Source organism: Sediminicola luteus, assembly GCF_040566555.1.
Classification (GTDB): domain Bacteria; phylum Bacteroidota; class Bacteroidia; order Flavobacteriales; family Flavobacteriaceae; genus Sediminicola.
This window is the reverse complement of sequence record NZ_JBEWYP010000005.1, coordinates 123,629-150,507: the sequence shown is the minus strand read 5'-3', so window position 1 is coordinate 150,507 and position 26,879 is coordinate 123,629. Positions and strand designations below refer to the sequence as shown.

Here is a 26,879-nt window from a genome sequence, read left to right as displayed (position 1 = left end):
TCTGTATTATACAGGGTTAAAATTTTTTAATTTCAAAAGGTTTAAGTGAATTTATAATTTAAATATCATTGTTTAATTTAGTTATTTGAGGTGTAAGCATTAAAATAGCTTTATGTTTTGTCCAACAAAAACTTTAAAATATCCTCTGTAATCACCAAAATTGAAGCTTTCTCCCAACGGACTATCTAAATCTATTTTATTATCTTTTCTAACCACTTTTAGCTTGCAGAAGCCTAATTGTGTGCTGTAAATTATAGAATTTACGAGGTGTGAACCTAGTGGTACTGATGTCAATTTACCTTCTAACAGCATCATTTTGTATGTCGTGTATTGTTTGAAGATGTCAGAATCCTTAATATCCTTAAGATCCTTTATGTTATTTCCAAGTAGAAGTTCTTCAGCTTTTATTATTTCATACAAGTTTAAAAGAAAGAGGTTTTTATAATATTCAAAATTATATTTCCATTTTATGAGATTTAAAATACGATTGGTAAGCACGAGGAGCTTAATTTTTTGGGTTTCAGTTAAGAGTAGTTCTTTGTTCTTAATAGACCGCAGTATATTAGATACACCATTATTAAGTAAATTATATATCAAATTATCATCCGTATACGATTCTATGTATTTTCCATTAATATAAGGATGATGAAGGGTTATGGGTTCTGATGGTGTGCCAGTTATTTTAAATTCTTCTTGGTTATCAATAAATTGTGAAAGTTTATTAAGTTTGGAATAATCTATAGTATAACTCACTTCGTTTATAGCAGATTCAATTTGAGATTCTAATCGTTTGAGATCAAAATGATTTTCTAATTTATTGAGGTTTTTTAATTTCTTATAACGTATTTTAATTGTACTTATGTCTTCTGTATAAGTTTCCTCCCAAAAATGTAATAGTATATGATATCCTATGAAAAGAGCATTCAAAGAACGAGTCTCTTGTGGAATCCCAATTTGATATCTTGCTAGAATCAAAGAATAGACAGATTTGATTGTTTTTTCAATTTTATGAGTAATACGCTGACCTTCTTTTGTACTAGTGTCTTTTTGAGTGTGTTTTAAGGTGGTGTTTTCATCAATACCATCATCTCCAGCGTTAAGAGCCTTTTCTTCACTATTACTAGAAATTTCTTCTTGGTTTTCTCTTATCTTTAGTACGTCTAGAAACTCTTCCACCAAAGATGTAATATTTTCACTAGTAACTTGTTCATCAAGAGCAAGGCTTGCATTTTTATTGTATTCTCTTTCCGAAATTATTTCCCCCTCGTCTTCTTTAACACCCATTTCTGCTATCGATGGATATTGAGCAGTTGCACTCTCTTTGAATATTCGTTCTTGGTCTAAAAAATCTAATACTAACTCATAGTTTAAAGAATTAAAAATATCTAGATGTTCAAAACTTTGTAAGCGTGCTAATCGTTCATCTGGATTAGATTTTTTAAGTACGTTGGTATTCTGTATTAACCCAAAGGTTGAAATTCTTTCAAGTGTTTCTAAAGCGAATATGCCGACTTTAAACACACCTTCGGTTTTTATTAATGTTGTTTGAATTAAAGTAGATTCTGATGATAATTCAAATTTCTCAATTAATTCATTGGCATTATTGAAAGTTCTTAAGAAGTAGGGTTCTGAAATACTCTTGTCCAATGTGAGTTTTAAGTTTTGATCATTGAGTTCTGCATGTTTTATTCTTATAAGGAATTTTGGAAATTCTAGATCTTGGATCTCAACATTTTTAGCTTGTTGTATATTCAATGTTCCTAATTTTGGAATATTAATACCAAGTTCTTTAAGAAAATCTCTGGGTTTTTCAGATTTGATAGTAATAACCGCTTCATCATTTTTAAAGGATCTATTGCTTATGCCGTAAGCTTCTACAGTTGCGTTGGCACTACCTAGAATAAAAATTGTCTCTTTAGCATATTCTATTTGAATCATTTTTGCGTGTAGACGTTGAATACTTTTTGAGTTTTCATTTTTAATCACGTCACTCCAGTCCGAAAATTCACTTTTACTTGATTTGAAATCTACGGGAAGCAAACCATTTTCTTTGTCAACTACACAATGCATTTCCGTAGGGGACAAATCATCTATTAATGTTTGTAAAAATGCTCCAGAGCGATTAAAATAAGGTGCAATGATTTTAATGCTTTTAGGATTTATAGAGAGCTCACTAATAACATCTTTGTATAATGAATGATCTTTTTGAGTATAGGATAATTTGTAAACAGCGTCTTTTATAGATTTTGTTAGGTTAGAAATATTGTCAAGTTTGTTTAACCATGGAGAGTGCTGATTTATCCACCCAATTTTTGTTCGGTTGATATCAAAACAGTGTAATGACAATGTTTGAATATAATTCCAAGCAGAATTAAAAACAGGTTGGGTATCTGTACGTTCTTTACCCGTGTAAAAAGAGGACCATATTTCATCATTATATAAAAGACCACTTGACGTAATATTACCGCTACCAATAGATAGATATCCTTTGTCTAAACCTGCTAAAAAAAGCATTTTGGGATGAAAAGCTCCTACAATATGTACAGGGGTTATACTATAATTTGCTTTGAACTTTTTAGAACTGCTACTTAAGTGAGAAGCTAAATACTTCTCTAACATAGAAGCATCAACAAATAAATTAATATTTGTTATACCTACGTTTCTTAATCTAGGCAATATAAGCTGTTCAAAAAAAGCTAAATCAATGCTATAACTTGTAATAACACAACTGTGATATTTATTTTTTCCTGTACCTATCAACTCTAGAATATTAGAACGCTCTATTTTCATAGTTCTAGATTGTTTAGTCGTTCGAGACCTTTAGTTGTTAAAGTTGTAGTTTCAGAATCAATTATATTTAGGTCACGCATAAAGTCAAATAAGGTGTGAATTCTTGGTGATGAATAATCATAAAAAAAATGATCTACAAATCTTATCATACCATCTTCTCTATAGAATTTAGCGCTATTTTGTGTTGCGTTTAGCTTTCTCAAAGCAACAAAATGATGCCTATTAATAATGTAAAGAGTTATAAAATATTTAACAAATTCAATTATATTGAAATCACGTTTTGAATCAAAATCGTTATAAGCAACAAGAAAACTACTGGCTGTGTGTATTTTGAAGGTGCTAGATAGGTTTGTAAGTTCACTAACACTATCCTCATTTTCGAGAAATAATTTTTGTATGGCGTAAAGTGTCAGAGATATTTTAATATAAGGATTAGTTTCTTTTTTTGAGAGATAAACTAACTCTTCAACTGATTCCTGCATAAAAGGACTTTTAAAAAACAAACGCTCATGTGCATTAGCCCCTTTCGCTTCAAATAGATTTATGACTTTTGAGACTATATGATTAATTAATTCTATTTCATCTATCCAATTATTACTAGACTCTTCATCTAATATATTAATAAAAGCATCTAGACAGCCTGTACAAGAAACACTCCAAAACTGTTCTAAAATAAAAAAGTACCATAATTTTTCAGTTGTAGAATAATCAGAATCCCATCCAGAACTATAAATAGAAAAAGGAACATTTAATTGGTTGTATTTTTCCTCATTCTGATATTGAGTAATGTTAGAAAGCAGCAATTTGATTGTTTCCTTTCTAAAATAAGTTTCTTGATTCTCTTTAGGTCTATCTACACCAGAAAATAGCTTCCATAATAATTGTTCTTCCATACTGGCACCAGGAATAACTAGCATATTAAAATCTTTGCTCAAATGCGCAAGTTCTCTTTTAGTAATGTAATTGTTTTCAATGGCTTCAGTGAAAATTTGAAGACTTGCTGAGGTATTTTGAATAAAAGCATCTGCCAATTGCTTCCCTGATACTTTAGTTTGATGATCGAAATCTGTACGAATATATAATCCTTCCTTATCACCTTGATCTCCAAGAATCCCCATTTGCTTTATGGAACTTATGTAATACTGACCTAGTACGCCACGAGGATTTTTCCAATATGAGCCTTCACTATTAGAGCCTTCCTGAGTTCCTGCCTTAAGATCAATTGTCTCATCGCTAGATTCGAAAATAGTTAGTGCTTTTGTGATTCCAGGAACACCTCCTTGTTTTCTAAATGCTGCAATAAGTGCAAGTAAAAATTCAGCACGTCTTAAATAATTATTTTGTTTACTCCGGGAAGTGTTTCTTATTGTTGTAGAATACCAATCAAAGAACCAGCAATAAAAAGAATAATAGCGTATGCGCTGTGTTACGTTATTAAGTCCTGGAAGTAATAAATCAAAAATACGTTCGCTAGTCAAGTTTAAGCCTAATTGATCTAGGCCAGATATAGGGTAATGTGGTTTTCCTAGAAATGGTGCTTTTACTTGGTTGGTTTCGAATTGACGTATGCTCATTTATTATTTATATTAAATAAAAACCTAGAATCAAGTGTGAATGTTTGTTTTATCATTATTCTTGAACAGCATTAAAATGCTTTCGAATTGCAAAATCACCAATACTTCTTAAATTATTGAGGTAACTCCTAACTTTATTTTTAGCAAGGTTATCTAAATTTTCTAATAACCTTTCACCAGTATCAATTTCAATTTTTGCAATAATAGATTCATAAAAATCTACTCACCTAAAAATTCATTTAATAAATCTCTAAACTCTCGTGCTTTCTCTTTGGTAAACTGAATGTTTTGTTTAGAACCGCGTTCGCAATCTACATCACCCATTGCATAGGTTCTTAATTGCAAATAGTCCCTGTCTATAATTACGTCACCAACTACGTCTCCTGAACGCAAATTGATATGCTCGTTATTAACTATAATGATTCTTCCTAATACTGCCATCTATTATTATTTTATTTTGTTCAATCAATATTTTCTTTATCACGAATAGAGGAGGGCATAGTGATCAATAGAGGATGTTGTGATATGCTTTATGTTTAAGTTTTCAAGAAAATTATTTATTCTTGTGTCATTCCGAGTACTCAAAAAAACAGTTTTTCTTCGTCTAACTTCAAATTTTCTAAAATACCTTTCGCGTTCAATTAGTAGCCAACGTATAAAAATCTCTTGTGTTTCTAATTTAATACCAACAATTATTAATGGCATATTAAACCATATATGAAGCCATGAATCTTTTCCTGGCCAATATAATTGATCCTTGCCTCTAAATAGAGAATCAGGACCTCTATGAATCCATTTACGAGATCTTTCAACACTACCCATATAATCAGTTAAACCTAATCTAATACTATCTAAATATTTTGTCATGCCGTGAATATGCCATATGCCAAATCCATCTATCGGGGTTTTTAATTGACTTATTCCAGAATATATATCCCAAGGATAATATCTTGTAAAACCTTTTTTGGTTATTCTGAAAGATTCTAAATCTTTAGATGTTTCAAGGGCTAAATCAAAATTAGTTGTAAGTACAGGGCAATCATATTGCACCATAAGTTCAATAAATGAAGAATGTGGAGCTAATCTTGATTTTTTTGGAGATTGAAGTTCCAAGGCTACATTGTTTTTTAATTTCCTGTCATCGTCCTTTTTAAGTTCTATGAAATTGTAGATCTCATTATATGTGAGACCTTCAAATTTAATGTCGTTGCCTCCCAATTTTTTTAGTAATGCCTTCCAATCAATAAACGTATTTTCCAATAAATTTATTCCATTCCCCAAGAGAATAGCGGGTCTGTTCAATTCAATAATAGTTTCTTTAAGTAGCCCCATTATTAGTTTTCAGATAAAATTAATTCTTCTAATTCCTCAAAGCATTTGAAAAAAGTATTCGCATTATTTACAAATTCCTTAAGTTCCTCTATTCTGTATAATGGGCCATGTTCTATTTGAGGCTTATGGGTGAGGTCTTTATTATGAGCTACCCAATTTCTAATACTTGTTATTGATTCTAAATTTTGCCTAAAGCCTTTTGAAACATACTTTCTGGAAGCTACGAAATACAATAAATCATTTAAGAAAAAGGTCTGAAATGGATTACAATTTATTCTTCTTAAATTTTCCTCTATTAGTTTCGATCCTTCTTTTGGGACGCATTGTTCAAGTCTTTTTTTCCAATGATTATTTTTTTCGGCTTTCAAGCTCATCCATTTTAGTAAGCTCTCATTGTTTTCTCCGTTATTTATTAATAATTGGCGCAATAGGTTCTCAAATTGGTAGGTAGCTTTAAAAAATTCATAGTTGATGAAATCTGTGTTATAGTCAACAACGTGGACCACACCCTTTATTTTATCATCTTCAATAACAAACATGACTTCGTCATGATTACCACTTTCGAATTTTCGAAGAGTAGCTTCATTAAATAATCTATCATATGGATAGCAGATGAGATCCTTGGTTAGCTTTGATAAATGGAATTCATTATCAACTAGGCGATAACAAGATTTTCTATCTTGCCCTGGCAAATATGTTATGCCATAAGATCTGCACAGTTTTATTAGTTCATCAGATTTATTATTGTCATAGAAAATCATATTTTTCACGTAGATCTTACTTATGGTAGCGTATTTTATGGTTTCTATCATATCTTATCTTATTTCCAAGATTTTATACTTAACACCTCTAAAAGTGAAGGAATCATCCGCTTTTTTTCTACTTAACACGAATTATGATAAAAACGAGGTTCTTGCAATCTGTCTAAATATGACTTTCAAATTGCCTTGTTTCACTTATTTTAAAATCCTTATTGAACATATTATTAGTTTAGAATTTTTCTGATAGATATAGTCTGTTATTAACTCAATTACTTTGGCAACCTAAGGAACCTGAATTATGATGTGCCTGTTAATTTAAACAATGATGTAACCAATCATAAATGTCATTTTGTTTAAGCAGACCAAAGAGTTTAAAATAGATTTTTATAATGAACATTGACAATTTCGAACCATTCTTTAAATGTTAATTCTCTATCAGAATGACCACCCTTATATTTATCAGCCAATAAACTTACCGCTTGCAATACTTTATGTTCCAACAATAAAGGTTCAATGATTTTTCTTATTTCCTCGACTTCAAGATTGTTGTTGTGATTATCTCTTTCACCTATATAATTCCTATTTGCCTGTGAGATACTAAAATCTTCATAAAATCTTTCAATTTCAATGAAGAATTTATTTAGCTGTTCTCTTTTGAACAGCACTATTTTATCCCCGTTTGATAAATATCCTTCTTTGAATTGATTTACATTCACTTCTGATTGTAAACTTAACCTTGAGTAAAGAGATACATTTCCCTTTGAGTTCAGGCGATCCTTTATCTTGTATGGATTCCATGAGACAAACACTTCGTTCTCTAAATCATATCCTAGAATAATAAACTCTAAATCGCTATCAATCACAACTTTAAATCTGTCGCTAGTTGGTAGTTGTACTCGAGTAATATCTGGATAGTTCTTATAATAAGCTGGTGATATATTCTTTATAAACACGTAATAACTAAAGCCTCCCATTTTAAGAATAAATGGATTGCTATTGGCACATATACCACCTTCTTTTGCGACTTCAGTAATAAACAGATCCTTCAGTTCTTTTTTTGGTAGTTTTCTCATACCTCTTAAAATAATGCGTTTGATAATTTTGAGTTAGTTGATTGTTCATGGATTTCAGAGACTCCAGTTAGATCACAGTCAAATTTAACATTGGTAATTTCCAGAGGTATTAGAGCATTAACAATCGTAGGGACATCTTGAATGTCATAGTATTTAATTGAATTTATGGCTAGTTTATAATCGAAATATGTATCGTAGATGCGTTCAATTTCATTGCCCATAGTTTCTGCAACTACCTTATTTATTTTAAACATTAATGATGAGTCTGTTACCTTTCTACTAATCTCTTGAATCAAGTCATTTGCACTTACTCCTTTTGCTATTTCAATAGTAAATGTAGAACCTATTAAAACTAATGTATTACTTATTACTTGCAATTGACTTAAACTGAATCGATGCACCCTATTTGGCTTACTTGTACTTTTAACTTCTAATTTCTCATAGCCATCATTAAAATCATATCTATCAGATTTGTTTTGATGCCAACAGCCAATTAGATAGTATGGATCTACAGATTGTTCAATAAATAATAACTCTGACCATAAACCTTGTATGGTTTTTTTTGGTGGTTTAGTTAAACTCTGAAATAGGTTAACTAAATTATTTAATTCAGATTTAATCTGGCTAAATGAAGGATCTTCTTCTAATTGTCTTATTAAATAAAATACAGTATTTATGAAGTATTTAACTAATTCTTCAGAGTCAGATTTTAATGATACTATACTGTAAACTCCATTTTTCTTTTCTCCTTGTTCAGAGATTAGTTCACAATTCTTTTGAAATTCAACTTGAATCAGTTTTAATTTGATGTCAAGGGCACTTTCATCACGATCTCGAGTTGCAATAAAAAAAATCGGTAATCCAGCATTAGAAACTCCCATTTTATGACAGTTAATTTCAGGAATAGTGTCAACTAGTATAAAACCATCTTTTGTAGTGCCCTTCTCCTTAAGTTTTAGATATTTTTTAAAAAGATCTACCATGTTTAATTTACAATTCCAATTAGCGTGTGAGACAATTCTTCAGGATAATATAGACCAAGAGTGTAAAGTTTTGTTTGATTCCATTTCGAAGAATTATGTTTTAATTTCACTTTATGTATTTGAATACATAATGAGTCATCCATCTTAATGCCTTTATCACCAGGATAAGTTTCACCTCCATCATTTGATCGACCCATAAAAATATTATTAATAAATAAGTGCTCATTTACATCATTAAGTCTGCGTTCTCGACCTTCTGGTGCATCGTAAGCCATTAAAAATATATAAGCATAATCTATCTTGCTTTTATCTGCCAAATATCTCAAATATTGAATAGTCGAAGACTTTCTAAGGGCATCAGGCACTCCGGCAATTTTAAATTTATTTAAAAATTCAATCACATCGTTAATTGGCAACTTAATAAACTTGTGATTTCTTTGCACAGTTCCATAGTCTTCATAAATCTCGAATGATTGTGAACTAATAAAATTTTCTACATACTCAATATTTTCATTGATATGCTCAAGCGCATTCATTTGCCTCCACCCATTTAGTTTGTGACGTATAACATCATCGGATAAAATATTGTTTCTTGTTGGGTTCAATTGATCACCTAAAACCATCACTTGCTCCAATTCCCTCAAGGTTGATGATTTTAATTGTTTCCTTATAATCTCTTCATGCTCTACATATTCGCAATAGTCTAGAATTGAATCGATTGGCAGGTATACTCTACAAGAATCGAGATATGATTTTTTATAACCAAAGAAGCGACATCTTTGTTGTATGGTGTCTGCATTAGATTTACTTACAGAATTCCTAGGCATATAAGTTATTGCAAGTCCTTCAACTGTAAATCCACGATCTAGTAAATCTGCACCAATTAAAATATGAGAAGAAGCATTATTCCAGTCAATTTTTTCATTACCACTTTTAACTTCAGGATTATTTTTCCCAATAACCAAATGAATATTTGTATCAAGAATTACCTCTAAAACCTCAAACATAATTTTTTCAAAAGAAGGAGTTGAATCTATCCTTCTAACGGCTTCATTATAGTTTTTTTCAAAAGAACTTAATAACTCTAATTTACCTGGGTCTGAATCCGGTAAGGCAAGTTTATCTCCCCAACTAGTTATAATATTACTGACCCATGAAATAAATTTCTTACTAGCATCTGTTTCTCTATCCGCATGAATCATCATAGAAAGGAATTCTTCCTTTTCATAAATATTAACTTGTAGTGCAACACCAATTAAGTATACTTGTAATGCATTTACTAAGCTTTCAGGGCATTCTGTGAGATTATTTTTTTTATGGTGATAAACCTCTTTCGGAGGAATAGCAAGTATTAAATCCGGGTTGTCTACAAAAAACGCCTTACCTCCTGTATATGCTCCGCCAGGGGTCAATACCACATGAAATTCAGGAGATAGTAAATCCATCAAATTAATCAACAAAGGACCTTGTGGGGTTGCGGTATATTGAATGTAAGAATGATTTGGTAAACTTGATTTTAGTTTCAAAATACTAGCATATGTAGAACTGTATTGGTTTTCCTCCCAATCTGCTGACTTACAATTCGACCTAGCATAGCGGTTTAAACTTGCCTGATCTGCCTCATCATCTATAATTAATACGCCATTGTTTCCTAATTCAGTTTTTATTTCATAGCTACTAAAAAGTTTTGCTAATTCAGTGATATATTTCTCCGATTTTAAAATGGTAATTAGAATAGTCGGAGAGTTTCTTTGTTTAAAGGCATTGTGAATATTATTTGTATGGTTGTCATCGCTTAAAGGGTTCTGATAAACTTTATAATTTTTTCTGTTTTTTGATGAAGTTAGTAAGTCCCTCTTTAGTCGGTTAGTAGTTTGCTCAAGTAAGTTGTTTTTTGTTCCAGCAAAATAGATAATTGCTCTAAATCCATTATCAATGGCAAGAGTAGATAATGTTGTAAATGACATTGTTTTTCCACTTTGAACATATCCAACAGCCAATCCAGTAATTTGACCAATGGTATCAATAGGATTGACACAATGTGATAAAATTTCTGCTGATTCTTTGAGTAAAGTCTCTTTTTCCTCCTCATTCAACTTTTCCAATCTTTTGATTAATTCCAGAGTTCTTTCTCCTAATTTGACCTCAAAATTGCCTTCTTCCTTAATTATTTTAATTTTCGAAGTCATTAAATATTGGTTAGAAATTTATTGAAATTTAGTCTAATATTACTTCCATTGGTTGTTCCTTCTTCAGGAGCAATTAGCTCGGAAAGAACCAGAGTTTTTATAATAGTTACAATGGGTTGGTAATCTGAATCCTTTTTAAATTGTTCAAATTGACTAAAAAAAACATGAGCCAAATTTATCTTATAAACCACTTTTATTTTATTGTCTGAATTCTTCTCCATTTCCAAAAAATACAAACTGCTAATTTCTTGATCAGTAATAAACTCTTGCTTAAATTCATAATCTTTACCTTTCAAAGTAAATTTGTCAACATAAGAATCTATAGTTTCAACATTTTGAAGTTTCTTTTTTTGAATAGCTTCATCTTCGGGAGGAGGGACATCCAAAGCAGATGTTTTATCATCAATACTTTTATTTCTGTTTGCTACTTTAAATGCTTTTACAAGTTTTTTAGCAACATCAATATTGTGTTCCTTAGCTTTAGGCTTTACATATTTTTCGGCTTGATTATATAAATCAAAATCTTTATTAGATATTTCGATTTTTAGTGCATTCATTAATGCTTCAAGGTCTTCAACTTCAACAAAACTTCCTTTATTAAAGCTAACTCCAAAACCATTTAATTCCAACTCTCCAAATATTCTCTTGTACCTCGGTGAGCCAATTTGCCCACATAATTCTTTGGGTCTGTATTTTTCATCATGACTTCCAACAATAACTCTTCCTCTTCTAAATAAAGAAATTCCATTCAATTTATTCGTACTCATTGTCTTTAGCACCCCTATAAATCCTTTTGCTGAATATTTGCTAAATGAAAAATCTATTTCCTTCTTCCATAAAATATCTTTACCATCTAAGTCTTTAAAATAAGGAGCCATTAAGATTTCGGGATCAACATAGGTTAATAACTCCCCATTTATATAAAGTTTCAAATCACCCGATCGAATAAAGTTTCGATATATACTTGCTAAATGTCTCTTAATCTTATCAAATTGATGATTAGATGGTGAGTTATTAGATAATTTAGTTAGCGTTAATTCTGTGTAATGTTCCTCCTTGTTCTTAGGTGTTTTAATTAAATTTAAAACTTCCTTCTTTTCATTAATTACTTTTTGTAAATCAAACTCCACAAATCTTTCTTCATCTTCTCCAATTGCCTTTGTTTTTACAGTCCATACATTTGAAAGCCAAATGGCAGCAGTTTTCATACCCATGCCATGCTCATGCAAGCCTGTATTATCAATAGGGATATGAGCAGGTTCAAAAGCTCGATAGTAATTATCCAAACCAATGCCTGCAGCATTATCTTTTATTGTAATAAAGTCATCATCTTTATTGATTGTTATTCTAACCTCCAAAGAATAATTAGCTCCATGAATTTGAGTTAATGTATGCTTATTGTTTTCAAAACTTTGAACAGCGTTATCTACGAACTCGCCCAAAGCATACCAAACCTTATTGTTTAAGTTTCGAAACTGCCCGTAAACCCCAGTTTGTATTTTTATTGAAACGCTGTCTCCTATTTTTAGCATATCTTTTCCTTATCTGATTTGTTCATAGTTTTTATTGCTGTTCCAATTACCGATCTTACAATTTCCTTGATAACTTTTACATTCACTGCATTTCCAAATGATCTATATGCTGAAACATGATTATCCATTATTTCAAAGTTCTCTTTTGGCATACTTTGAAGGTTTGCAGCCTCTCTCTTTGTGATATACCTAAATCCGGCTCCTCCTTTTTTATATTTATCAAATATGATTGGAACTTGAGTTGTAGACAATACTAATGCTGGGAATCTATCTCTGTTCTTTACTCTAATTCCTGAAGGTCTAAATTGAATGATTTTATCTTCTAGAGAATAGTCTACATTAGTGCCACAGTTCCATTCAAATTTTTGATGACTCAATTTCCAATTAACAATATCCTTTTTCCAATCTTCTATCCAATCAGCATGTCTCAAAAAAAATTTTCTATTACTTTCTATATAACTAGTCTTCCATCTAGGGAAAACATCTTGATCAGTCAATGAGTATTTGGGAAGATAGTTTTCTAAGTCCTTTCTTGATTTAGCATTTATGGAAAGACCAAATTTACCTTTGGTTTTGTTTAGGTCTGATAGGGCATATTTGCTCGTTGCTTTAGGCATAAATGGATAGGTAGCACCAAACTCCATTGACCAAACTGGGAAGCGCGGAATATCTTTCCCTTCTTTTTCAGCGATATTCGTAACAAACTTGTCCCAATGAAGAATGTGTTTTAATGTTTCTTCTTTTAAGGGTATGTCTTCGTTAGGGCCCTTTTCTAAATAATCATTAAAATTGATATTTATATTTTCCTCTGGAGACGGGTAAATAATATCTAATTTTTTACCATTAGTTTTTATAGCTACAATATAAATCCTCTTTCTATGCTGAGGCACTCCAAACTGATCTGGAGAGTATATACGTTCATCTACTTTATACCCCTCCTTTTCTAGTGATGTTTTTATTATTTTCCAGGTATTTCCGTCATCATGCCCTCTTAAGTTCGGAACATTCTCTAAAAAAATATAAGAGGGCTTGTGAAAGTTTATAATCTCCACTAGTTTAAGAAAGTGATTTCCATTCACCGGGTCATTCAATCCCATTCTATACCCAGCTTGAGAAAAAGGTTGACAAGGAAATCCAGCGCATAAGATATCAAAAGAAGGAATATCCTCTGTCCTAATATCATTATGGATGTCCCCAATAATGTTCTCTGAAGGAAGATCATGATGATTTATAGCATACATTTTTCTTAAATCTGGTTGTATCTCACTGGCAAGAACACATTTATGCCCTAATTCTTTCAAAGCATAATGAAATCCTCCTATGCCTGCAAAAAGATCAATAAATTTTAGTTTATTACTCATTATCAATTGATAGTTCTTTTACACATACATTTATTATATGTGCAATTTTATGCTGGTTTACAATATTTGTTTGGAGATTATTGAACATAGTGGTTTACCAAATTGCACCTCTTTCCAAGTTATACAGCCAATCAAACTTGCTTTATTCCATTTTGTTCTAAAACCTCTTTAATACGGTTCATAAAATTGAAAATCTAGTTTAGTGGCACAATCTAAATAACATTTTTTTGTGTCTCGCGATATGAGTATAAAAATTATCATTAAGTTATTAATAATACGCTGTTTATTTATTTGTATATGGTTACCAATGGTAGAATTTTGTTTTGGAAATCACTTCTTCGTCCGTGTTTAAATTATATAAACGTTTCGGTCTTCTAGATTTCCAGAGACAGATTGATAAAAATTTAGATTTTTCGAGCCAACCTCTTTTTTTGATTGCTTTACCAATTCGGAATATTTGTTTTTCCAAGTGGTATTGGTCGATGTAATATTCTAAATTTTCAGTAAATGCATACATTTCTCAAATTGGCTACAACGGTTAGTATATGAAAAGTAGGCGATTACGAAGCACAAAACTTCCAGTTGAGCACAAAGTTTGATACGAGCCAAAAGCCTTAAATTTATTGCTAATTCGCCTATTTTTATATGCGTTTTTGTATGCCGTTTTTATTTTAAATTACAGTTATTGTATTTTTTAATGAAGTTATCAAGTAATCTTCAAATTGATTAAAACTTATTCCAAATTCTTCAATTACTTTTTGAGGCACTAATGTTCTATAGTCTCCATCTAGGTGGATTTCATCAAGCTGTTTTGTTTGCTCAAAAACAACTACTAAGTGTTCAACTTTTTCTCCAATATTGTTGACGAACTTTATTTTGTTTAATATTTTGTTGATGTCTGCAATTTCAAATCTGTCTTCTTCATGATAGTCAGTCATGTCTACAGAACAAAGCGCATAAACTTCATGATGCTCGTTAGACCTCAAGGTTTGATTCCTTGACATTCTGATTGAAGTCCGTTTATCCCATCTTGATTTTACCTCTATGTAATATTTGATCTCATCCTTTATTTTGATCACGATATCCTGACCATCTTGCTCACCTAATACTTCACATTTAATATCTTCAGGCTGAAATAACAGTTTTAAGTGTTGTTTCAATTTTTCTTCTATGTGAGTTCCGATTCGATGTTTGAATTGAAAATTCGCTTTATGTTGATTTTCATCCTCAATACTTTCAAGTGCCTTATTCAAAATTTCTTCGAAATTGGATTTTCTTACAAGGTCACCAATGATTTTGATTTTTTCATCATCCAGGGTCACTATTGAAAATATATCTTCTTTCGTTTCTTCTTTAGAAACCACCGAAATCATTATACTAGCCTTTTTATCATTTAACTGAGGAAACAATAGTTGATAATTCTGGTCTGTTAAAAGTGGGATGATTTTGAGTATAGTGCTTTTAAATGGATGATTTTCTATATCACTTATATTACCCTGAAATAAGGTTTCTTCAATAATAGTCGTGAGGTATCTATTATTAATGAAGCTATCTTCTGGCAAAAAGTTGTTAAACCCTGCTATACTTAATATTTCGTTGATGTCTTTTTTTTCAACTGCTGAATAGAACTGTTTGATTTCAGGGGTAATGCCTTTATCTCTCCTTAAATCTTCAGCCAAATGCAGTTCGAATAATTGATTGGGATATATTTTACTTTCCTTATAAATCTCTTTGTAGCTATCGTCATAAAGCGAACACAAGTCACTCATAAAAGTAGTATTCCCTTTTACCCAATCGTTATTGTGCAGTGCAATTAGATTGAGAAATATTTTAATCAATATTTTTCGAGTTGAACGGTACTCAACATTTTCAATGTCTTCACTTAAACTAGGAAGGTGAATTAGGTTTTCATCCCAGTTGTAGTATGTAGAAATCTTTTTTAATAGCTGGTTTGGTTTACTAGTTGAATCTAAACTATTGGTAAGTTTACAGAACTCTAATAACGATTTGAAATAGGGTTCGTCAACTTTATTTTTCGATTCCACTAAATCAAAATGGTAATATTCACTGTTTAGATTTTCAGGATAAAAAATGTAATCACTTATGTTTTTTTCATCTAGGGCGTTTTTAACCTCATCAGAGAAATTCCTGCGATTAAATAAATTTAGAGAAAAGCTGAAATTAAAGGCAGGGTGAATCAATTTTGAAATTGAGGCAGGTATTAAAACTCTCCCTAGTTCAATAAGTGTATCATTGAGGTTGTCGGGTTTCTGTAACACTCCAATTTTGTTGAAATTCCCTTCTATGTTGGGAATTAAGGCTAAATCGTTGAAATAGGCCAGATCAACAAAATCAATAATGTGTTTATAGTATTGTACAAGTATAGTTTCATTAAAATCTTGAAGACTACATTCACTTATTTTATCAAGTAAATCACTATGGGTAATAAAAGTGGTAGATTCATTATCCCAATTAATGGCGTGTTTGCTCCATTTGATAATATCTTCTTTAACAGGGATGTTGTAATAAAACTTTGAGATGAGTTCATAAAAACAATCGAAAAGGCCATCCTCTGTATTTAAAAAATCTTCCGATAGATAACTTACGCTATTTATAGACTTATAGCCATCATTTATTTTAACAAAGGGCAGTTCACTTAATCGAGAATTCCATTTATTATTTAGCTCATTGAAGTACCCGTTCAAAAAAGTATCGTCACTGTTCGTTCTAAAGTAAACATTGGTGTATAGTAATGGGTTTTTAACCTCAATGATGTTGCTTTCTAAAAACGCAAAAATAAGGTTCGAGCATTTATCGACAATAAGCCTATTCGCTTCTTCATCTGCTTTTACTTGGTCTTTGTCGCTTTTCAGGTGAATGGTGTTTCTAGGTTCTGTCGGAAAGAACTTGTTACAGTTAATGATGAAGTTTACACCAAAATCTTCTGATCCAATTAAAGGATAGTAATAAAATAAACGAGCAATGTTCTCATTAAACTCAATAACCTCATTATTCTTGTTAATTGGTAGAATAATTTCAATTTCTTCTTTCTCATCTTTTATACTATATAGATGAATTTCTTCACTGTTCTTAAGAAGAATAGATTGGTGCAAGTCAATCCCTTTGTCGTTTTCTATTTCATGTTTACTTTGAAATCGATAGGTGTCCGTTTTTCCATTTTCTTGACGAATTACAACTTCTTGCAACCTGTTGTTTATGGTAAAAACCAAAGGAATGTAATCATCTAAATATTTTGATGATTCTTTGATGTATTCAAGTTCTTTGTCTGATTGGGGCAAATAGGTGAAAGTGGTTTTTAAGTCAGATACTTCTACTGCACTTTCCCTCTCTAATAAATCATAAACACGCTTTTTCTGATCCGAAATATTGTCGCTTAGGTCTTGCCAATTTTTAGGTGTTCTGTCAATTTCAAAATCTTTAATAGGCAAATAGTATCCACCTGCATCTAGAATGGAATTAAGCTTAAATCGCCTTCCATAAGTATGAGTAGTTAAAAAACCTGTACCATATTTACCTACTTCAGGAATATCTTCATCACCATATTTACCACTTACTTGTTTTACTAAAGATATTAAAGTTTTAGTGGTAAACGCTTTACCGTTATGTGAGAAAGAAAATTGGTTATATCGATAATCAATTTCGATTTTGCATTGCGTGGTTAAATCACAGGCATTTTGAACCAATTCCCAAATGGCTCGGTTGGAAGAGTTTTTATTGAACTTTTCAAAATCACGCAGCATGCCATCTGCATGCTGTTTTAAATCAGAACGTTCGTCTTCCTTACGGGTTTTCTCTATTAATAGGTCTCTATCTTCTTGCATGGTAGCTTGCGACTTGTGTTTTTAATGGTATACAACGTCTCCGTATATGAAACGTTGCGTGTTAAAAGACGCTGTTGTTTCGGATTATATACGAGCCGAATTTTTAAGTTTTTCTTTTTATCTTAATTATTTACAAAAAACCAAATTTGAAAATTTGGCGGTTTTCGCAAATACACAAAAACCTTTGGAAAAGCCCATATTAGCTATTTTTTATATAAATTGTTGGCAGCTGGAATTTATTTTTTAATATAGCCCAATTCCTTTCCTAAAGCTATATATAATTTATTCTGTAAACCTAAACTTCCTGAGCCTGAAAAATCTCCCTCTTTCGAGAAGAAATCATAACCCTTGTCTTTTGCTTTAACTAATTCAGATTTTAATAATATAGTAAGCTCTTCAGCCGATATGGAATTAAAATCTGTGTTTAGCTTTAGTTTTCTATATATAGGATCAATTAGTTTAATTAATGCTCCCATCCCTGTCGTTTTACTTAAAATGTTAGGATATTTTCGTGAGCTATCTTGATCATCTTTTGGCCAATAGGGATTGAAAACTTCTTTGATCGCTTTAAAGTAAGATTTAAAAAATTTAGGCAGTATTTTATAATCGCTTCCATCATTTAAATAATCCATAGGCAAAGATGCCCAAATACCCTTAGGTCTAAAATGATTAAGAATGGCCTCTACAAAAAATGCTTGTGAGAAAAAGCCTTTGCCCGAACCTAACATTTTAATAAAACCTCGAATTACTGAATCTTTATTATTGTTAAGGTGCATAGCAAGCATATGAGACAAGAAAATATCATTTTTATTAGGATCAGGATATGAACCGAAAATATCGTAGTATAAAGACTTGTTTACAGGTTTTTGATTAAAATTAACATCTGCAAACACCTTTCCTTGTTCCCATTTGTCGAAACCTAATAAAAGAGTACAATTAAACTCAAATTGTTTTATATAATCTAAAACATGTTGATTGGTTAAATAGGGATATTCATCATTTAATTTATTTCTGCCTATTTTAATTTCATTATTAGAAGCATCTATAAATAGCTTGATCATTCCCATTATTCTATGTTGGCCATCAACTATTAGGGCAAACTTTCCGTCTGGAATAGTTAATTCAAACTCATTTTCTTCAATTTCCCTATAAAAAGCACCTATATAATCTTCTTGTATGGCAGATTTAATAAATTCCACATATTCTTTTTTTGTGTCGAATTCCTGATTTAAATCAAGTGAAATAATTACTGATGTTGGAAATGAACCTAAAGCATTTGTTTTTGAAGAATGAATATTGGATATTTCCTTTAATAAAAATCTATAAATATTATTAACTCTTTTGTCATTGGTTAGTCTTTGATAATAGGAATTTTTAACGTCATTCTCAATCCGCTCCACACTTTTTGTTGGAACAAAAGGATCATAATTTTGAGGTTCACGAGCGGTGAACTTAACTATATTGCGCAATGTCGGAAAATCAATAGCGCTAATTCCAATAGGTTTAGAGGTTAATTGATTAACCAAAATTCCCTTTATTTCTTTAGTTTTATTGTTCATTATCAAAAGGGTTTTCTGTTTCATTAATACCATTGTCTGTTCCGTTGTCATCTGAATCACTATTAATTGATTCATCCGAGCTTGTTGGTTCTGATTCAGTTGGTTTTTCTTTCGAAGTTTCTAATTTATCAATTCTCTTAGTTAATTTGAAAATAGTATTTTCCAATTCTCCCACTTCCTTTCTTAATACTTCTGAACTTGCTTTTGTAGCTTGTTCAAAGACTTCCCCTCTATATTCTTCGTCAAATATTGTTTTAAATTCTTCTTTTGCAGATTGTTCTGCAATTTCTTTTGCAATTCTAGTAGATTCTATTTTAGCCTCCTCCACTGCTCTTGATCTGATATCATTTGTTGATTTAAACCCAAAGAAGCCTGCAATAGCCAATATTATGGCGACTATTGCTGCATAAAGTTTATTAAAGAAATTATTGTTTTCCTTTTCTTGGATTAAATCAAGCTGTCGATTTTGAATTTTATTAGAAGTTTCTTTTATTTCTTTTAAAAGAGAATCAAACTTAATTATCTCTAACTTATTCTGTTCATTAATCGAATCTGTTTTTATTCCGTGGTATTCAATTAATATTGTTTTGGTTATCGGTTCTTCAACGTTAAGAGACTTTATCGTTATCAGAATTAAACCTATTACAGATAGTCCGATAACTACTGCTGCAATTGTATTTAATAGTAAATTATATCCTTTCATTAATTATTTAGTTTTTTTTTCCTGGCTGCCAACGTTTTGCTAAAATATACCTATTAACTTCAATCCCCTAATATAGTATATAAACGCAACGAAACGAATTTTCTTACATGCTAAATGGGGGAGATGTATGAATGGTTCGGAATAGGGTACTCCTGGATCAAAAGGAGAAGAATGATTTGCATTTCCAACCATTTCATTCTTAGGGGTTCCATTGTTTAATCATCCCAAATACCCTTCCTGGATACACTTTTCAACTAATTTTGATATCTTTAAAATTATTCCAATCTATGACCTCGGACCACAACGATTATCCAAGATATATACAAGCCCTGCAACAATCCTCCTTTTTAAAGGATTCCAAAGCAGAGGCCCTCGACCAGCTTCTTTCCCAGATGACAGCTGAACAATGGCGGGCCAAGACGTTTAGAAACAGCATGGACGTGGCCACCACCTTTCATTTTATTGTTTCTGGCAGGCTAAAAGTCTACAAATCCAATCCCGATACGGGAAGGGAGCACACGGTCTTTGTATTGTCCAAAGGGGATGTCTTTGATGTGCTTTCGCTCCTGGATACCGAACCCAATGATGTGTACTGGGAAGCCCTGGACACTCTGGAGGTCCTAAAAATACCCATGGACCAAATGCGGTTGTGGATCAATGAATATCCCGTAATGCACAAGGCCATCATATCCTACTTAGGGGAACGGATGCAACAGCTGATGAATATTGCCACCGATGTGACCCTGCACAGTACCCTAGTGCGCCTTGCCGCCCTCCTCCTCAAAAACATCAATGGGGAAACCCGTAAACTGGAACTGATCAACAACCTGCCCAATGACGAGATCGCAGGTCTTATTGGCACTACCAGATCTGTGGTGAGCCGGCATATCCAGGAACTCAAACGGGTAGGGGCCATCTCCGTGAGCCGTAGAAAAATAAATGTGAAAAATTTGGAAGTCCTCCTGGCCATCGCCGAAGAAAAGCACCTTCCTTAAGGGGTACATATCTACCAAAAATCCCTTCTTCTTTCCTGCCTATTTTAAACAATTATCCCAAAGTGGTACCTAGGTACCTGTTTATCAAGCTTTAAATCCCTATCTTTAGAACAGACAGGTAGGCCAAGGTGGCCCTATGTGCAAGCAACTTCTACAAAGAGCTATCACTTTTTTTTGGATTTTGGAATTATCTGCTGGAACTACCACGTGTACTCTAGCTAAAATACAACCCTCTTATGGCATTATCACTTTTGCGGATCTTCAGAAATAAAAAGTCCCAGGTGAGCCCTTTTGTATTTGTTGCGTTTAGCTCTCAATTTCCCAGAGCCACAGACCTTGTATGGCATCAAGTTGGTCTTTTAAAATGGCAGGTGAGCTTCACCCTGAATAAGAAAAAATGCACGGCCTTGTTCAACAGAGATGGCCAATGGCTAGAAACGGTAACGGCCATGCCCTTGCAGAATCTTCCAGACCAGTTGCAACTGTCGCTACAGGAAAAATATACCAAGAAAGACCACAAACAAATCTACCACGTGCAAACTCCAAATAGGAGTCATTACGAGATGAGTTCAACAGAAGGTTCCGCTACTATTAAACTGCTCTTTGATCTTACGGGCAACATTGTAGGGAGGCTGCTCATGTAGCTATTCAGCTTTCACAGCTAAAGCTTGCCCCAATACCAAAATACATATATCCGGTTACAACATAGCGTAACCGATCAACTCTAATAAAAAGGAAAATTTCAACATGATAGAAGAATTGACAAAATCCCAGGCCCTCCTAGACCGAAGAAAGAATGCCGTGGCCAATGGTGTGGGTGTATTCAATACCGCTACGGTATCAGAAGCCAAAGGGGCTATAATTATTGATGCCGATGGGCGCGAACTCATAGATTTTGCCGGGGGCATCGGGGTAGTAAATGCCGGACATTGCCCGGAACCCGTTGTTGCCGCCATCCGGGAACAGGCAGGAAAATATTTACATACCAGTTTTAACGTAGTCACCTATGAGCCCTACATTGAACTGTGTGAGGAACTCATCAATATTCTGCCTCACGGCGAGCAGACCAAAGCCATGCTGGTAAGTACGGGTGCAGAAGCTGTGGAGAACGCCATAAAAATTGCAAGACAGGCCACCAAGAGGCCTGCAGTGATCTGCTTTTCAGATGCCTATCACGGGCGTACCATGATGGCGATGACCTTGACGAGCAAGGTGACCTATAAGTACGACTGTGGTCCTTTTGCCCCAGAAGTGTACAGACTGCCCTTTCCTAATGTGTACCGCTATAGTGGGGAACGGGATGAGGCCACCTTTGTAAAGGATGAACTGAAAAGACTGCATGAGAGTGCCCTTAACTTAGTGGATATAAAAAGCGTGGCGGCCATTATTTTGGAACCTATCCAAGGGGAAGGCGGATTTAATCCCGTTCCACAAAAATATTTGGAGGGGCTGCGTGCCTTTTGTGATGAGCATGGCATCCTACTTATTATGGATGAGGTGCAAAGTGGTTTCTGTAGAACAGGCCATTGGGCCAGTTGGCAGCATTACGGGGTGCAACCGGATTTAAGCACATATGCCAAATCTATGGGCTCTGGCCTACCCATTGCAGCCGTTGTGGGCCGTGCCGATATTATGGACGCAGCAGCAGCAGGATCTATCGGGGGTACCTATATAGGGAGTCCTATTTGTAGTGTGGCGGCATTGGCCACCATTAAATACATGAAGGAGATAAACCTCAATGCCAAAGCTTTGGAAGTAGGGGCAACCATCATGACCCGTTTGGAAAATTTAATGAAAGAGTGTCCCGAAATTGGGGATGTGAGGGGAATTGGTGCCATGATCGGCATCGAATTCGTCAAAAACGGCGATCCCAATCAACCCGATGCAGAGATCTGTGCCAAAATTGTAAAGGGCTGTTCGGACAACGGCCTGATCATGCTGAGTGCCGGGACCCATAAAAATATTATCAGAATACTATCGCCCTTGGTCATCACCCCGGAACAATTGGACAAAGGGATGACCATTTTTGAAAACGAAATAAGAAAAGCTAGAAAAAAATAAAATGAAACCATTCGCAATTGCAGGAATACAGATGAAGGTATCGGCGGTCGCTTCCAATGTGGAAATGATGAAGCTGAAACTTGATATTACGATGAACCTTTACCCATGGATAGAAATGGTGATGTTCAGTGAACTATGCGCCTACGGGCCATTGACACATACGGCACAGCCGATCCCCAATAACTTTGAGGCCGAAATGCAGGCCATGGCAAAGAAATATGGGATCTGGTTGCTCCCAGGATCTATTTTCGAAAAAAGTGGGGACGAGATTTACAATACGGCCACGGTAATCAACCCTGAAGGGGAAATCGTGACCCGCTACAGGAAAATGTTTCCGTTTTATCCATACGAGACCGGAGTAACCCCAGGAAAGGATTACTGTGTGTTTGATGTCCCTGAGGTGGGACGTTTTGGCGTATCTATCTGTTACGATATGTGGTTTCCAGAAACCATACGTACGTTGGCGGTGATGGGCGCAGAGGTTATTTTGCACCCTACCATGTCGGGCACCATCGATCGGGAGATTGAACTGTCCATCGTGAGGGCGATGGCCTCCGTGAACCAATGCTATTTGTTTGATGTGAACGGTCTGGATACCGGAGGCTGTGGACGATCAATCGTTTGTGGGCCAGATGGCCGCATCCTGCACCAGTCTGAAGGGACCGAGGAAATCATTCCGCTTGAACTGGATATTGAAAGGGCCAGAAGGAGTCGGGAATTGGGAATTTTACGTCTGGGACAACCCCTAAAGAGTTTTAGGGACCATATCCATACGGGTCAATTTGGTATTTACCAGCCCAACCTGCCCACGCCCTATCTGGATTCTCTGGGGCCGCTGATCAAGCCCACGCGACTCGATACCCTCGCGGAATTGAAAATCAAGGAAAATGAATTGAATCAACAAGCATCGCCCATCCACTACAAAGGGGACGGCATACTATAAATCTAAAAACAAACGAATATGGGTGGAATTCCAACTGGTAAAAAGAAAAAGGAAGCGACAATTAAAAATTATGTGAGTTGGTTCGAAATTCCCGCGATCGATTTTACGCAGGCTGTGAATTTTTACAACCATATTTTCGGGATAGAAATGGCCCAAAACGTAACGGAGGTGAATGCCATGGCTTTTTTTCCTGCGACCAAGGGCATTGGTGGGGCTATCATTGCCGGCCCTGGGTCAGTTCCCAGTGATACGGGCCCGCTGCTCTATTTGAACGGAGGTGATGATCTGGGCGTTGTGCTCAACAAGGTGGAAGAGGCAGGCGGACGCATCGTGATGCCCAAGACCCTGATCAGCGAAGATGCGGGGTACTTTGCCATTTTCATCGATTGCCAAGGAAACAAACTCGCTTTACATTCAAACAACTAGACCGTGACCAAGAACAAAACTAAAAGAGCACCATATTACAACATCGGGCAACTCCGTGTGGATTATTGGAACAAACTGAAAATCGAAACGGCAGAGCTCGGCCGATGCCAGAAGGGGTCCGCCAACGAAAAAAACCATAAGGAAAAGGTCGAGGCATTGCTGACGGACCTGAAAGGGGTGGAGTGCTATTTTGCTTCCCCCGGAAAAGGGCGGATGCGCAAACTCCTAAATGCCTTTAACAGTCAGGAGCACGACTCCTTGAGCCATATGGTGGCAGAAACCACAAAACAATTGGTGGGGGACAGCTATAGAAGTAACCCTGACTTTATAGATTTTGATGAGCAGAGCATGGAATCTGCCGAAGAGCACGATCAACATGTCAGTGTTCGCAAAAACCATTTTGAGGTCTTGTTCGTGGATGATATTTCCGAACAGGAAGAGGGTAAATTAAGGCATAGCCTAAGGGCCCTACGGACCCCCAACGACAAGTTTACCTATGGCGTGGTGGTGCAGCGTTCTTTTCAGGATGTGATGATTGCCCTTCTGTTCAACCACAACATCCAGGCGGTAGTGGTGCGTTATGCGCCGCCCTATCTTTCAAAGAAGATCACGCCAATTATCATGCCCTATATTGAAAAGGTGACCAAGCTCGATTTTTCATCGAAACCGGAAACCGAACTGGGTCCCCTCATGGGAGAACTGATCAAGAAGTACCGCCCAGAGTTGGATACCTATTATGTGACCGATACGGCTTTGGGACATCTCAAGGACAGCACTATTAAGGGGTTTAGACGAATATTTTATCAAACAGAGGACATACAGGAGCTGCATCTTACCATTATGCGCGGAATTGCGGAGCGGTACAACACCCCCTTCTTTTCGGCCTTGGTAGAATATAGCCAGAAACCCACAGGGGTCTTTCATGCCATGCCCATCTCACGTGGGAATTCGGTCTTCAAGTCCAGATGGATCAACGATTTCGGGGATTTTTATGGTCGGAATATGTTTTTGGCGGAAACTTCGGCCACCACAGGGGGGCTGGATTCCCTCTTGCAGCCCACGGGACCTATAAAAAAGGCCCAGGAGATGGCACGTGATGCCTATGGTTCCCAATACACCTATTTTGTGACGAACGGAACATCTACCGCCAATAAAATTGTGATGCAGGCCTTGGTAAAACCACAGGATGTAGTGCTTATCGACAGGGATTGCCATAAGTCGCACCACTACGGTCTGGTTTTGGCAGGCGCTTATCCCGTGTATCTGGATTCCTACCCCATAGAAGAATATTCCATGTACGGGGCGGTGCCCTTGGAGCAGATCAAGACCAAATTGCTACAATTAAAGGATGCGGGAAGGTTGGACAATGTAAAGATGTTGCTACTGACCAATTGTACGTTTGATGGCCTTGTTTATAATGTGGAGCGGGTGATGGAACAAGTGCTCGCTATAAAACCGGATATGGTCTTTTTATGGGATGAAGCCTGGTTTGCCTTTGCAGGGTTCGCCAATAACTATAAGCAACGTACGGGGATGTATACCGCTAAAAAGCTTTGTGATAGATACGGCAGTGAAAAATATAGGGCGAAGTACAAGGAGCATATCAAAGGCTTAAAGGAGGGAGAACAATCTTTATTGCCCGATCCCGATAAGGTGAAGATAAGGGTCTATGCCACCCAGAGTACCCATAAGACCTTGAGCAGTTTTAGACAGGGCTCCATGATCCATATTTTTGATGAGGATTTCCGTCGCAAAACCGAGAATACCTTTCTCGAAGCCTATATGACCCATACCTCTACCTCCCCCAATTACCAGATGTTGGCCTCCTTGGATATCGGGAGACGACAGGTGCAGCTTGAAGGCTTTGAACTGGTGGAAAAGAGTATTGAACTGGCCATGGTATTAAGGGCCAAGATCAATGATAATCCCCAGTTGAGCAAATACTTTGATGTACTGACGGTGCAAGATTTTATTCCGGATAAATACCGACAAACAGGCCTCAAGGAATACTATACCAAAAATGAAGGGTGGAACCGTATGGAAGAGGCATGGGAGAAGGACGAATTTGTGCTGGACCCTACCAAGATTACTCTGTACATAGGAAAAACAGGGGTTGATGGGGATACCTTCAAGAACAAATATTTAATGGATAAATTCAATATCCAGATCAACAAGACCTCCAGGAACACGGTGCTTTTCATGACGAACATAGGGACCACCAGAGGAAGTATCACCTATTTGACCAATGCGCTATTGAAAATTGCGGATGAATTGGACGATGAGGTAAAATCCTTGAGCGACAAGGAAAAGGAAATACGGGACAAACGTATTTATTCCTTGACCCAAGAGGTGCCGCCATTGCCAGATTTCAGTTATTTCCATCACTCCTTTCAGGCTGTCCCTGGTGTCCCTGGAGGTAATTTGAGGGAAGCCTATTTCTTGGCCTATGATGAAGAAAATTATGAATATGTTCCCTTGAACGACGTCTTGTCGATCATGGCAAAAGGCAGAAAACTGGTAGCCTCCACCTTTGTAATTCCTTACCCTCCCGGGTTTCCCGTACTGGTGCCAGGGCAGGTAGTGAGCGAGGAAATCATCAATTTTCTTACGGTGCTCGATGTGAGCGAGATCCACGGATACCGATCCGATTTGGGACTTAGGGTATTTAAGGAAAAGGTGCTGGACAGACATATGATTACGACATCCATCGGCGGAATGGCCATGGGAAAGAAGAAAAAGCAACTAATCTAACTAT

General features: G+C 35.1%; 19 protein-coding genes. 6 read left to right on the top strand and 13 right to left on the bottom strand.

The annotated features are described in order from the left end of the window. Positions 1–99: 99 nt before the first annotated feature. From ABXZ32_RS10385 to ABXZ32_RS10325, 13 genes are all read right to left on the bottom strand, one after another. Complete coding sequence (locus tag ABXZ32_RS10385; RefSeq protein ID WP_354618609.1) at positions 100–2,790, bottom strand: phospholipase D-like domain-containing protein; 2,691 nt, start codon at positions 2,788–2,790, stop codon at positions 100–102. Next, entirely contained in the window at positions 2,787–4,364 is a 1,578-nt protein-coding gene (locus tag ABXZ32_RS10380; RefSeq protein ID WP_354618608.1) for a hypothetical protein, read from the bottom strand. Before ABXZ32_RS10380 ends, ABXZ32_RS10385 begins: the two co-directional genes overlap by 4 nt. 219 nt (positions 4,365–4,583) lie before the next feature. Beyond that, positions 4,584–4,805 (bottom strand): hypothetical protein, encoded by a 222-nt coding sequence (locus tag ABXZ32_RS10375; RefSeq protein WP_354618607.1) that lies wholly within the window; start codon positions 4,803–4,805, stop codon positions 4,584–4,586. Between the two features lie 39 nt (positions 4,806–4,844). Then, entirely contained in the window at positions 4,845–5,696 is an 852-nt protein-coding gene (locus ABXZ32_RS10370) for an SIR2 family protein (protein WP_354618606.1), read from the bottom strand. Between the two features lie 2 nt (positions 5,697–5,698). Beyond that, positions 5,699–6,508 (bottom strand): hypothetical protein, encoded by an 810-nt coding sequence (locus ABXZ32_RS10365; protein ID WP_354618605.1) that lies wholly within the window; start codon positions 6,506–6,508, stop codon positions 5,699–5,701. A gap of 320 nt (positions 6,509–6,828) precedes the next feature. Further along, complete coding sequence (locus tag ABXZ32_RS10360) at positions 6,829–7,530, bottom strand: hypothetical protein (RefSeq protein ID WP_354618604.1); 702 nt, start codon at positions 7,528–7,530, stop codon at positions 6,829–6,831. A gap of 5 nt (positions 7,531–7,535) precedes the next feature. Further along, positions 7,536–8,513: a PD-(D/E)XK motif protein gene (locus ABXZ32_RS10355; protein WP_354618603.1), complete on the bottom strand. Its 978-nt coding sequence runs from the start codon at positions 8,511–8,513 to the stop codon at positions 7,536–7,538. 2 nt (positions 8,514–8,515) lie between these two features. Continuing rightward, positions 8,516–10,702 (bottom strand): Z1 domain-containing protein, encoded by a 2,187-nt coding sequence (locus ABXZ32_RS10350; RefSeq protein WP_354618602.1) that lies wholly within the window; start codon positions 10,700–10,702, stop codon positions 8,516–8,518. Beyond that, entirely contained in the window at positions 10,702–12,234 is a 1,533-nt protein-coding gene (locus ABXZ32_RS10345) for an ATP-binding protein (protein WP_354618601.1), read from the bottom strand. Before ABXZ32_RS10345 ends, ABXZ32_RS10350 begins: the two co-directional genes overlap by 1 nt. Then, positions 12,228–13,595, bottom strand: coding sequence for a DNA (cytosine-5-)-methyltransferase (gene dcm / locus ABXZ32_RS10340; RefSeq protein ID WP_354618600.1), 1,368 nt, complete (start codon positions 13,593–13,595; stop codon positions 12,228–12,230). Before dcm ends, ABXZ32_RS10345 begins: the two co-directional genes overlap by 7 nt. Positions 13,596–14,266: 671 nt before the next feature. Beyond that, positions 14,267–17,437: a sacsin N-terminal ATP-binding-like domain-containing protein gene (locus tag ABXZ32_RS10335; RefSeq protein ID WP_354618599.1), complete on the bottom strand. Its 3,171-nt coding sequence runs from the start codon at positions 17,435–17,437 to the stop codon at positions 14,267–14,269. A 236-nt stretch (positions 17,438–17,673) separates the two neighbouring features. Then, entirely contained in the window at positions 17,674–19,020 is a 1,347-nt protein-coding gene (locus ABXZ32_RS10330) for a DGQHR domain-containing protein (protein ID WP_354618598.1), read from the bottom strand. Then, positions 18,986–19,699: a hypothetical protein gene (locus tag ABXZ32_RS10325; protein WP_354618597.1), complete on the bottom strand. Its 714-nt coding sequence runs from the start codon at positions 19,697–19,699 to the stop codon at positions 18,986–18,988. Before ABXZ32_RS10325 ends, ABXZ32_RS10330 begins: the two co-directional genes overlap by 35 nt. A 287-nt stretch (positions 19,700–19,986) precedes the next feature. Here ABXZ32_RS10325 and ABXZ32_RS10320 point away from each other — a divergent pair, with 287 nt between their 5' ends. From ABXZ32_RS10320 to ABXZ32_RS10295, 6 genes are all read left to right on the top strand, one after another. Then, a complete protein-coding gene (locus ABXZ32_RS10320) occupies positions 19,987–20,694 on the top strand; it encodes a Crp/Fnr family transcriptional regulator (protein ID WP_354618596.1) in 708 nt (235 codons plus the stop codon). A 236-nt stretch (positions 20,695–20,930) separates the two neighbouring features. After that, positions 20,931–21,338 (top strand): PepSY-like domain-containing protein, encoded by a 408-nt coding sequence (locus ABXZ32_RS10315; protein ID WP_354618595.1) that lies wholly within the window; start codon positions 20,931–20,933, stop codon positions 21,336–21,338. Positions 21,339–21,441: 103 nt separating this feature from the next. Then, entirely contained in the window at positions 21,442–22,755 is a 1,314-nt protein-coding gene (locus ABXZ32_RS10310) for an aspartate aminotransferase family protein (protein ID WP_354618594.1), read from the top strand. A 1-nt stretch (position 22,756) separates the two neighbouring features. Then, positions 22,757–23,698, top strand: coding sequence for a carbon-nitrogen hydrolase family protein (locus ABXZ32_RS10305; protein WP_354618593.1), 942 nt, complete (start codon positions 22,757–22,759; stop codon positions 23,696–23,698). 18 nt (positions 23,699–23,716) lie between these two features. After that, complete coding sequence (locus ABXZ32_RS10300; protein WP_354618592.1) at positions 23,717–24,124, top strand: VOC family protein; 408 nt, start codon at positions 23,717–23,719, stop codon at positions 24,122–24,124. Between the two features lie 3 nt (positions 24,125–24,127). Further along, complete coding sequence (locus ABXZ32_RS10295; RefSeq protein ID WP_354618591.1) at positions 24,128–26,875, top strand: aminotransferase class I/II-fold pyridoxal phosphate-dependent enzyme; 2,748 nt, start codon at positions 24,128–24,130, stop codon at positions 26,873–26,875. The last annotated feature ends 4 nt before the right edge of the window (positions 26,876–26,879 follow it).

What these genes read in the sequence shown, in the direction of transcription:
- ABXZ32_RS10345 (WP_354618601.1), bottom strand. Translation starts at nt 12,234, where the DNA reads ATGCTAAAAATAGGAGACAGCGTTTCAATAAAAATACAAACTGGGGTT.
- ABXZ32_RS10310 (WP_354618594.1), top strand. Translation starts at nt 21,442, where the DNA reads ATGATAGAAGAATTGACAAAATCCCAGGCCCTCCTAGACCGAAGAAAG.
- ABXZ32_RS10375 (WP_354618607.1), bottom strand. Translation starts at nt 4,805, where the DNA reads ATGGCAGTATTAGGAAGAATCATTATAGTTAATAACGAGCATATCAAT.
- ABXZ32_RS10380 (WP_354618608.1), bottom strand. Translation starts at nt 4,364, where the DNA reads ATGAGCATACGTCAATTCGAAACCAACCAAGTAAAAGCACCATTTCTA.
- ABXZ32_RS10370 (WP_354618606.1), bottom strand. Translation starts at nt 5,696, where the DNA reads ATGGGGCTACTTAAAGAAACTATTATTGAATTGAACAGACCCGCTATT.
- ABXZ32_RS10385 (WP_354618609.1), bottom strand. Translation starts at nt 2,790, where the DNA reads ATGAAAATAGAGCGTTCTAATATTCTAGAGTTGATAGGTACAGGAAAA.
- ABXZ32_RS10365 (WP_354618605.1), bottom strand. Translation starts at nt 6,508, where the DNA reads ATGATAGAAACCATAAAATACGCTACCATAAGTAAGATCTACGTGAAA.
- ABXZ32_RS10350 (WP_354618602.1), bottom strand. Translation starts at nt 10,702, where the DNA reads ATGACTTCGAAAATTAAAATAATTAAGGAAGAAGGCAATTTTGAGGTC.
- ABXZ32_RS10320 (WP_354618596.1), top strand. Translation starts at nt 19,987, where the DNA reads ATGACCTCGGACCACAACGATTATCCAAGATATATACAAGCCCTGCAA.
- ABXZ32_RS10315 (WP_354618595.1), top strand. Translation starts at nt 20,931, where the DNA reads ATGGCATTATCACTTTTGCGGATCTTCAGAAATAAAAAGTCCCAGGTG.
- ABXZ32_RS10325 (WP_354618597.1), bottom strand. Translation starts at nt 19,699, where the DNA reads ATGAAAGGATATAATTTACTATTAAATACAATTGCAGCAGTAGTTATC.
- ABXZ32_RS10330 (WP_354618598.1), bottom strand. Translation starts at nt 19,020, where the DNA reads ATGAAACAGAAAACCCTTTTGATAATGAACAATAAAACTAAAGAAATA.
- dcm (WP_354618600.1), bottom strand. Translation starts at nt 13,595, where the DNA reads ATGAGTAATAAACTAAAATTTATTGATCTTTTTGCAGGCATAGGAGGA.
- ABXZ32_RS10360 (WP_354618604.1), bottom strand. Translation starts at nt 7,530, where the DNA reads ATGAGAAAACTACCAAAAAAAGAACTGAAGGATCTGTTTATTACTGAA.
- ABXZ32_RS10300 (WP_354618592.1), top strand. Translation starts at nt 23,717, where the DNA reads ATGGGTGGAATTCCAACTGGTAAAAAGAAAAAGGAAGCGACAATTAAA.
- ABXZ32_RS10305 (WP_354618593.1), top strand. Translation starts at nt 22,757, where the DNA reads ATGAAACCATTCGCAATTGCAGGAATACAGATGAAGGTATCGGCGGTC.
- ABXZ32_RS10355 (WP_354618603.1), bottom strand. Translation starts at nt 8,513, where the DNA reads ATGGTAGATCTTTTTAAAAAATATCTAAAACTTAAGGAGAAGGGCACT.
- ABXZ32_RS10335 (WP_354618599.1), bottom strand. Translation starts at nt 17,437, where the DNA reads ATGCAAGAAGATAGAGACCTATTAATAGAGAAAACCCGTAAGGAAGAC.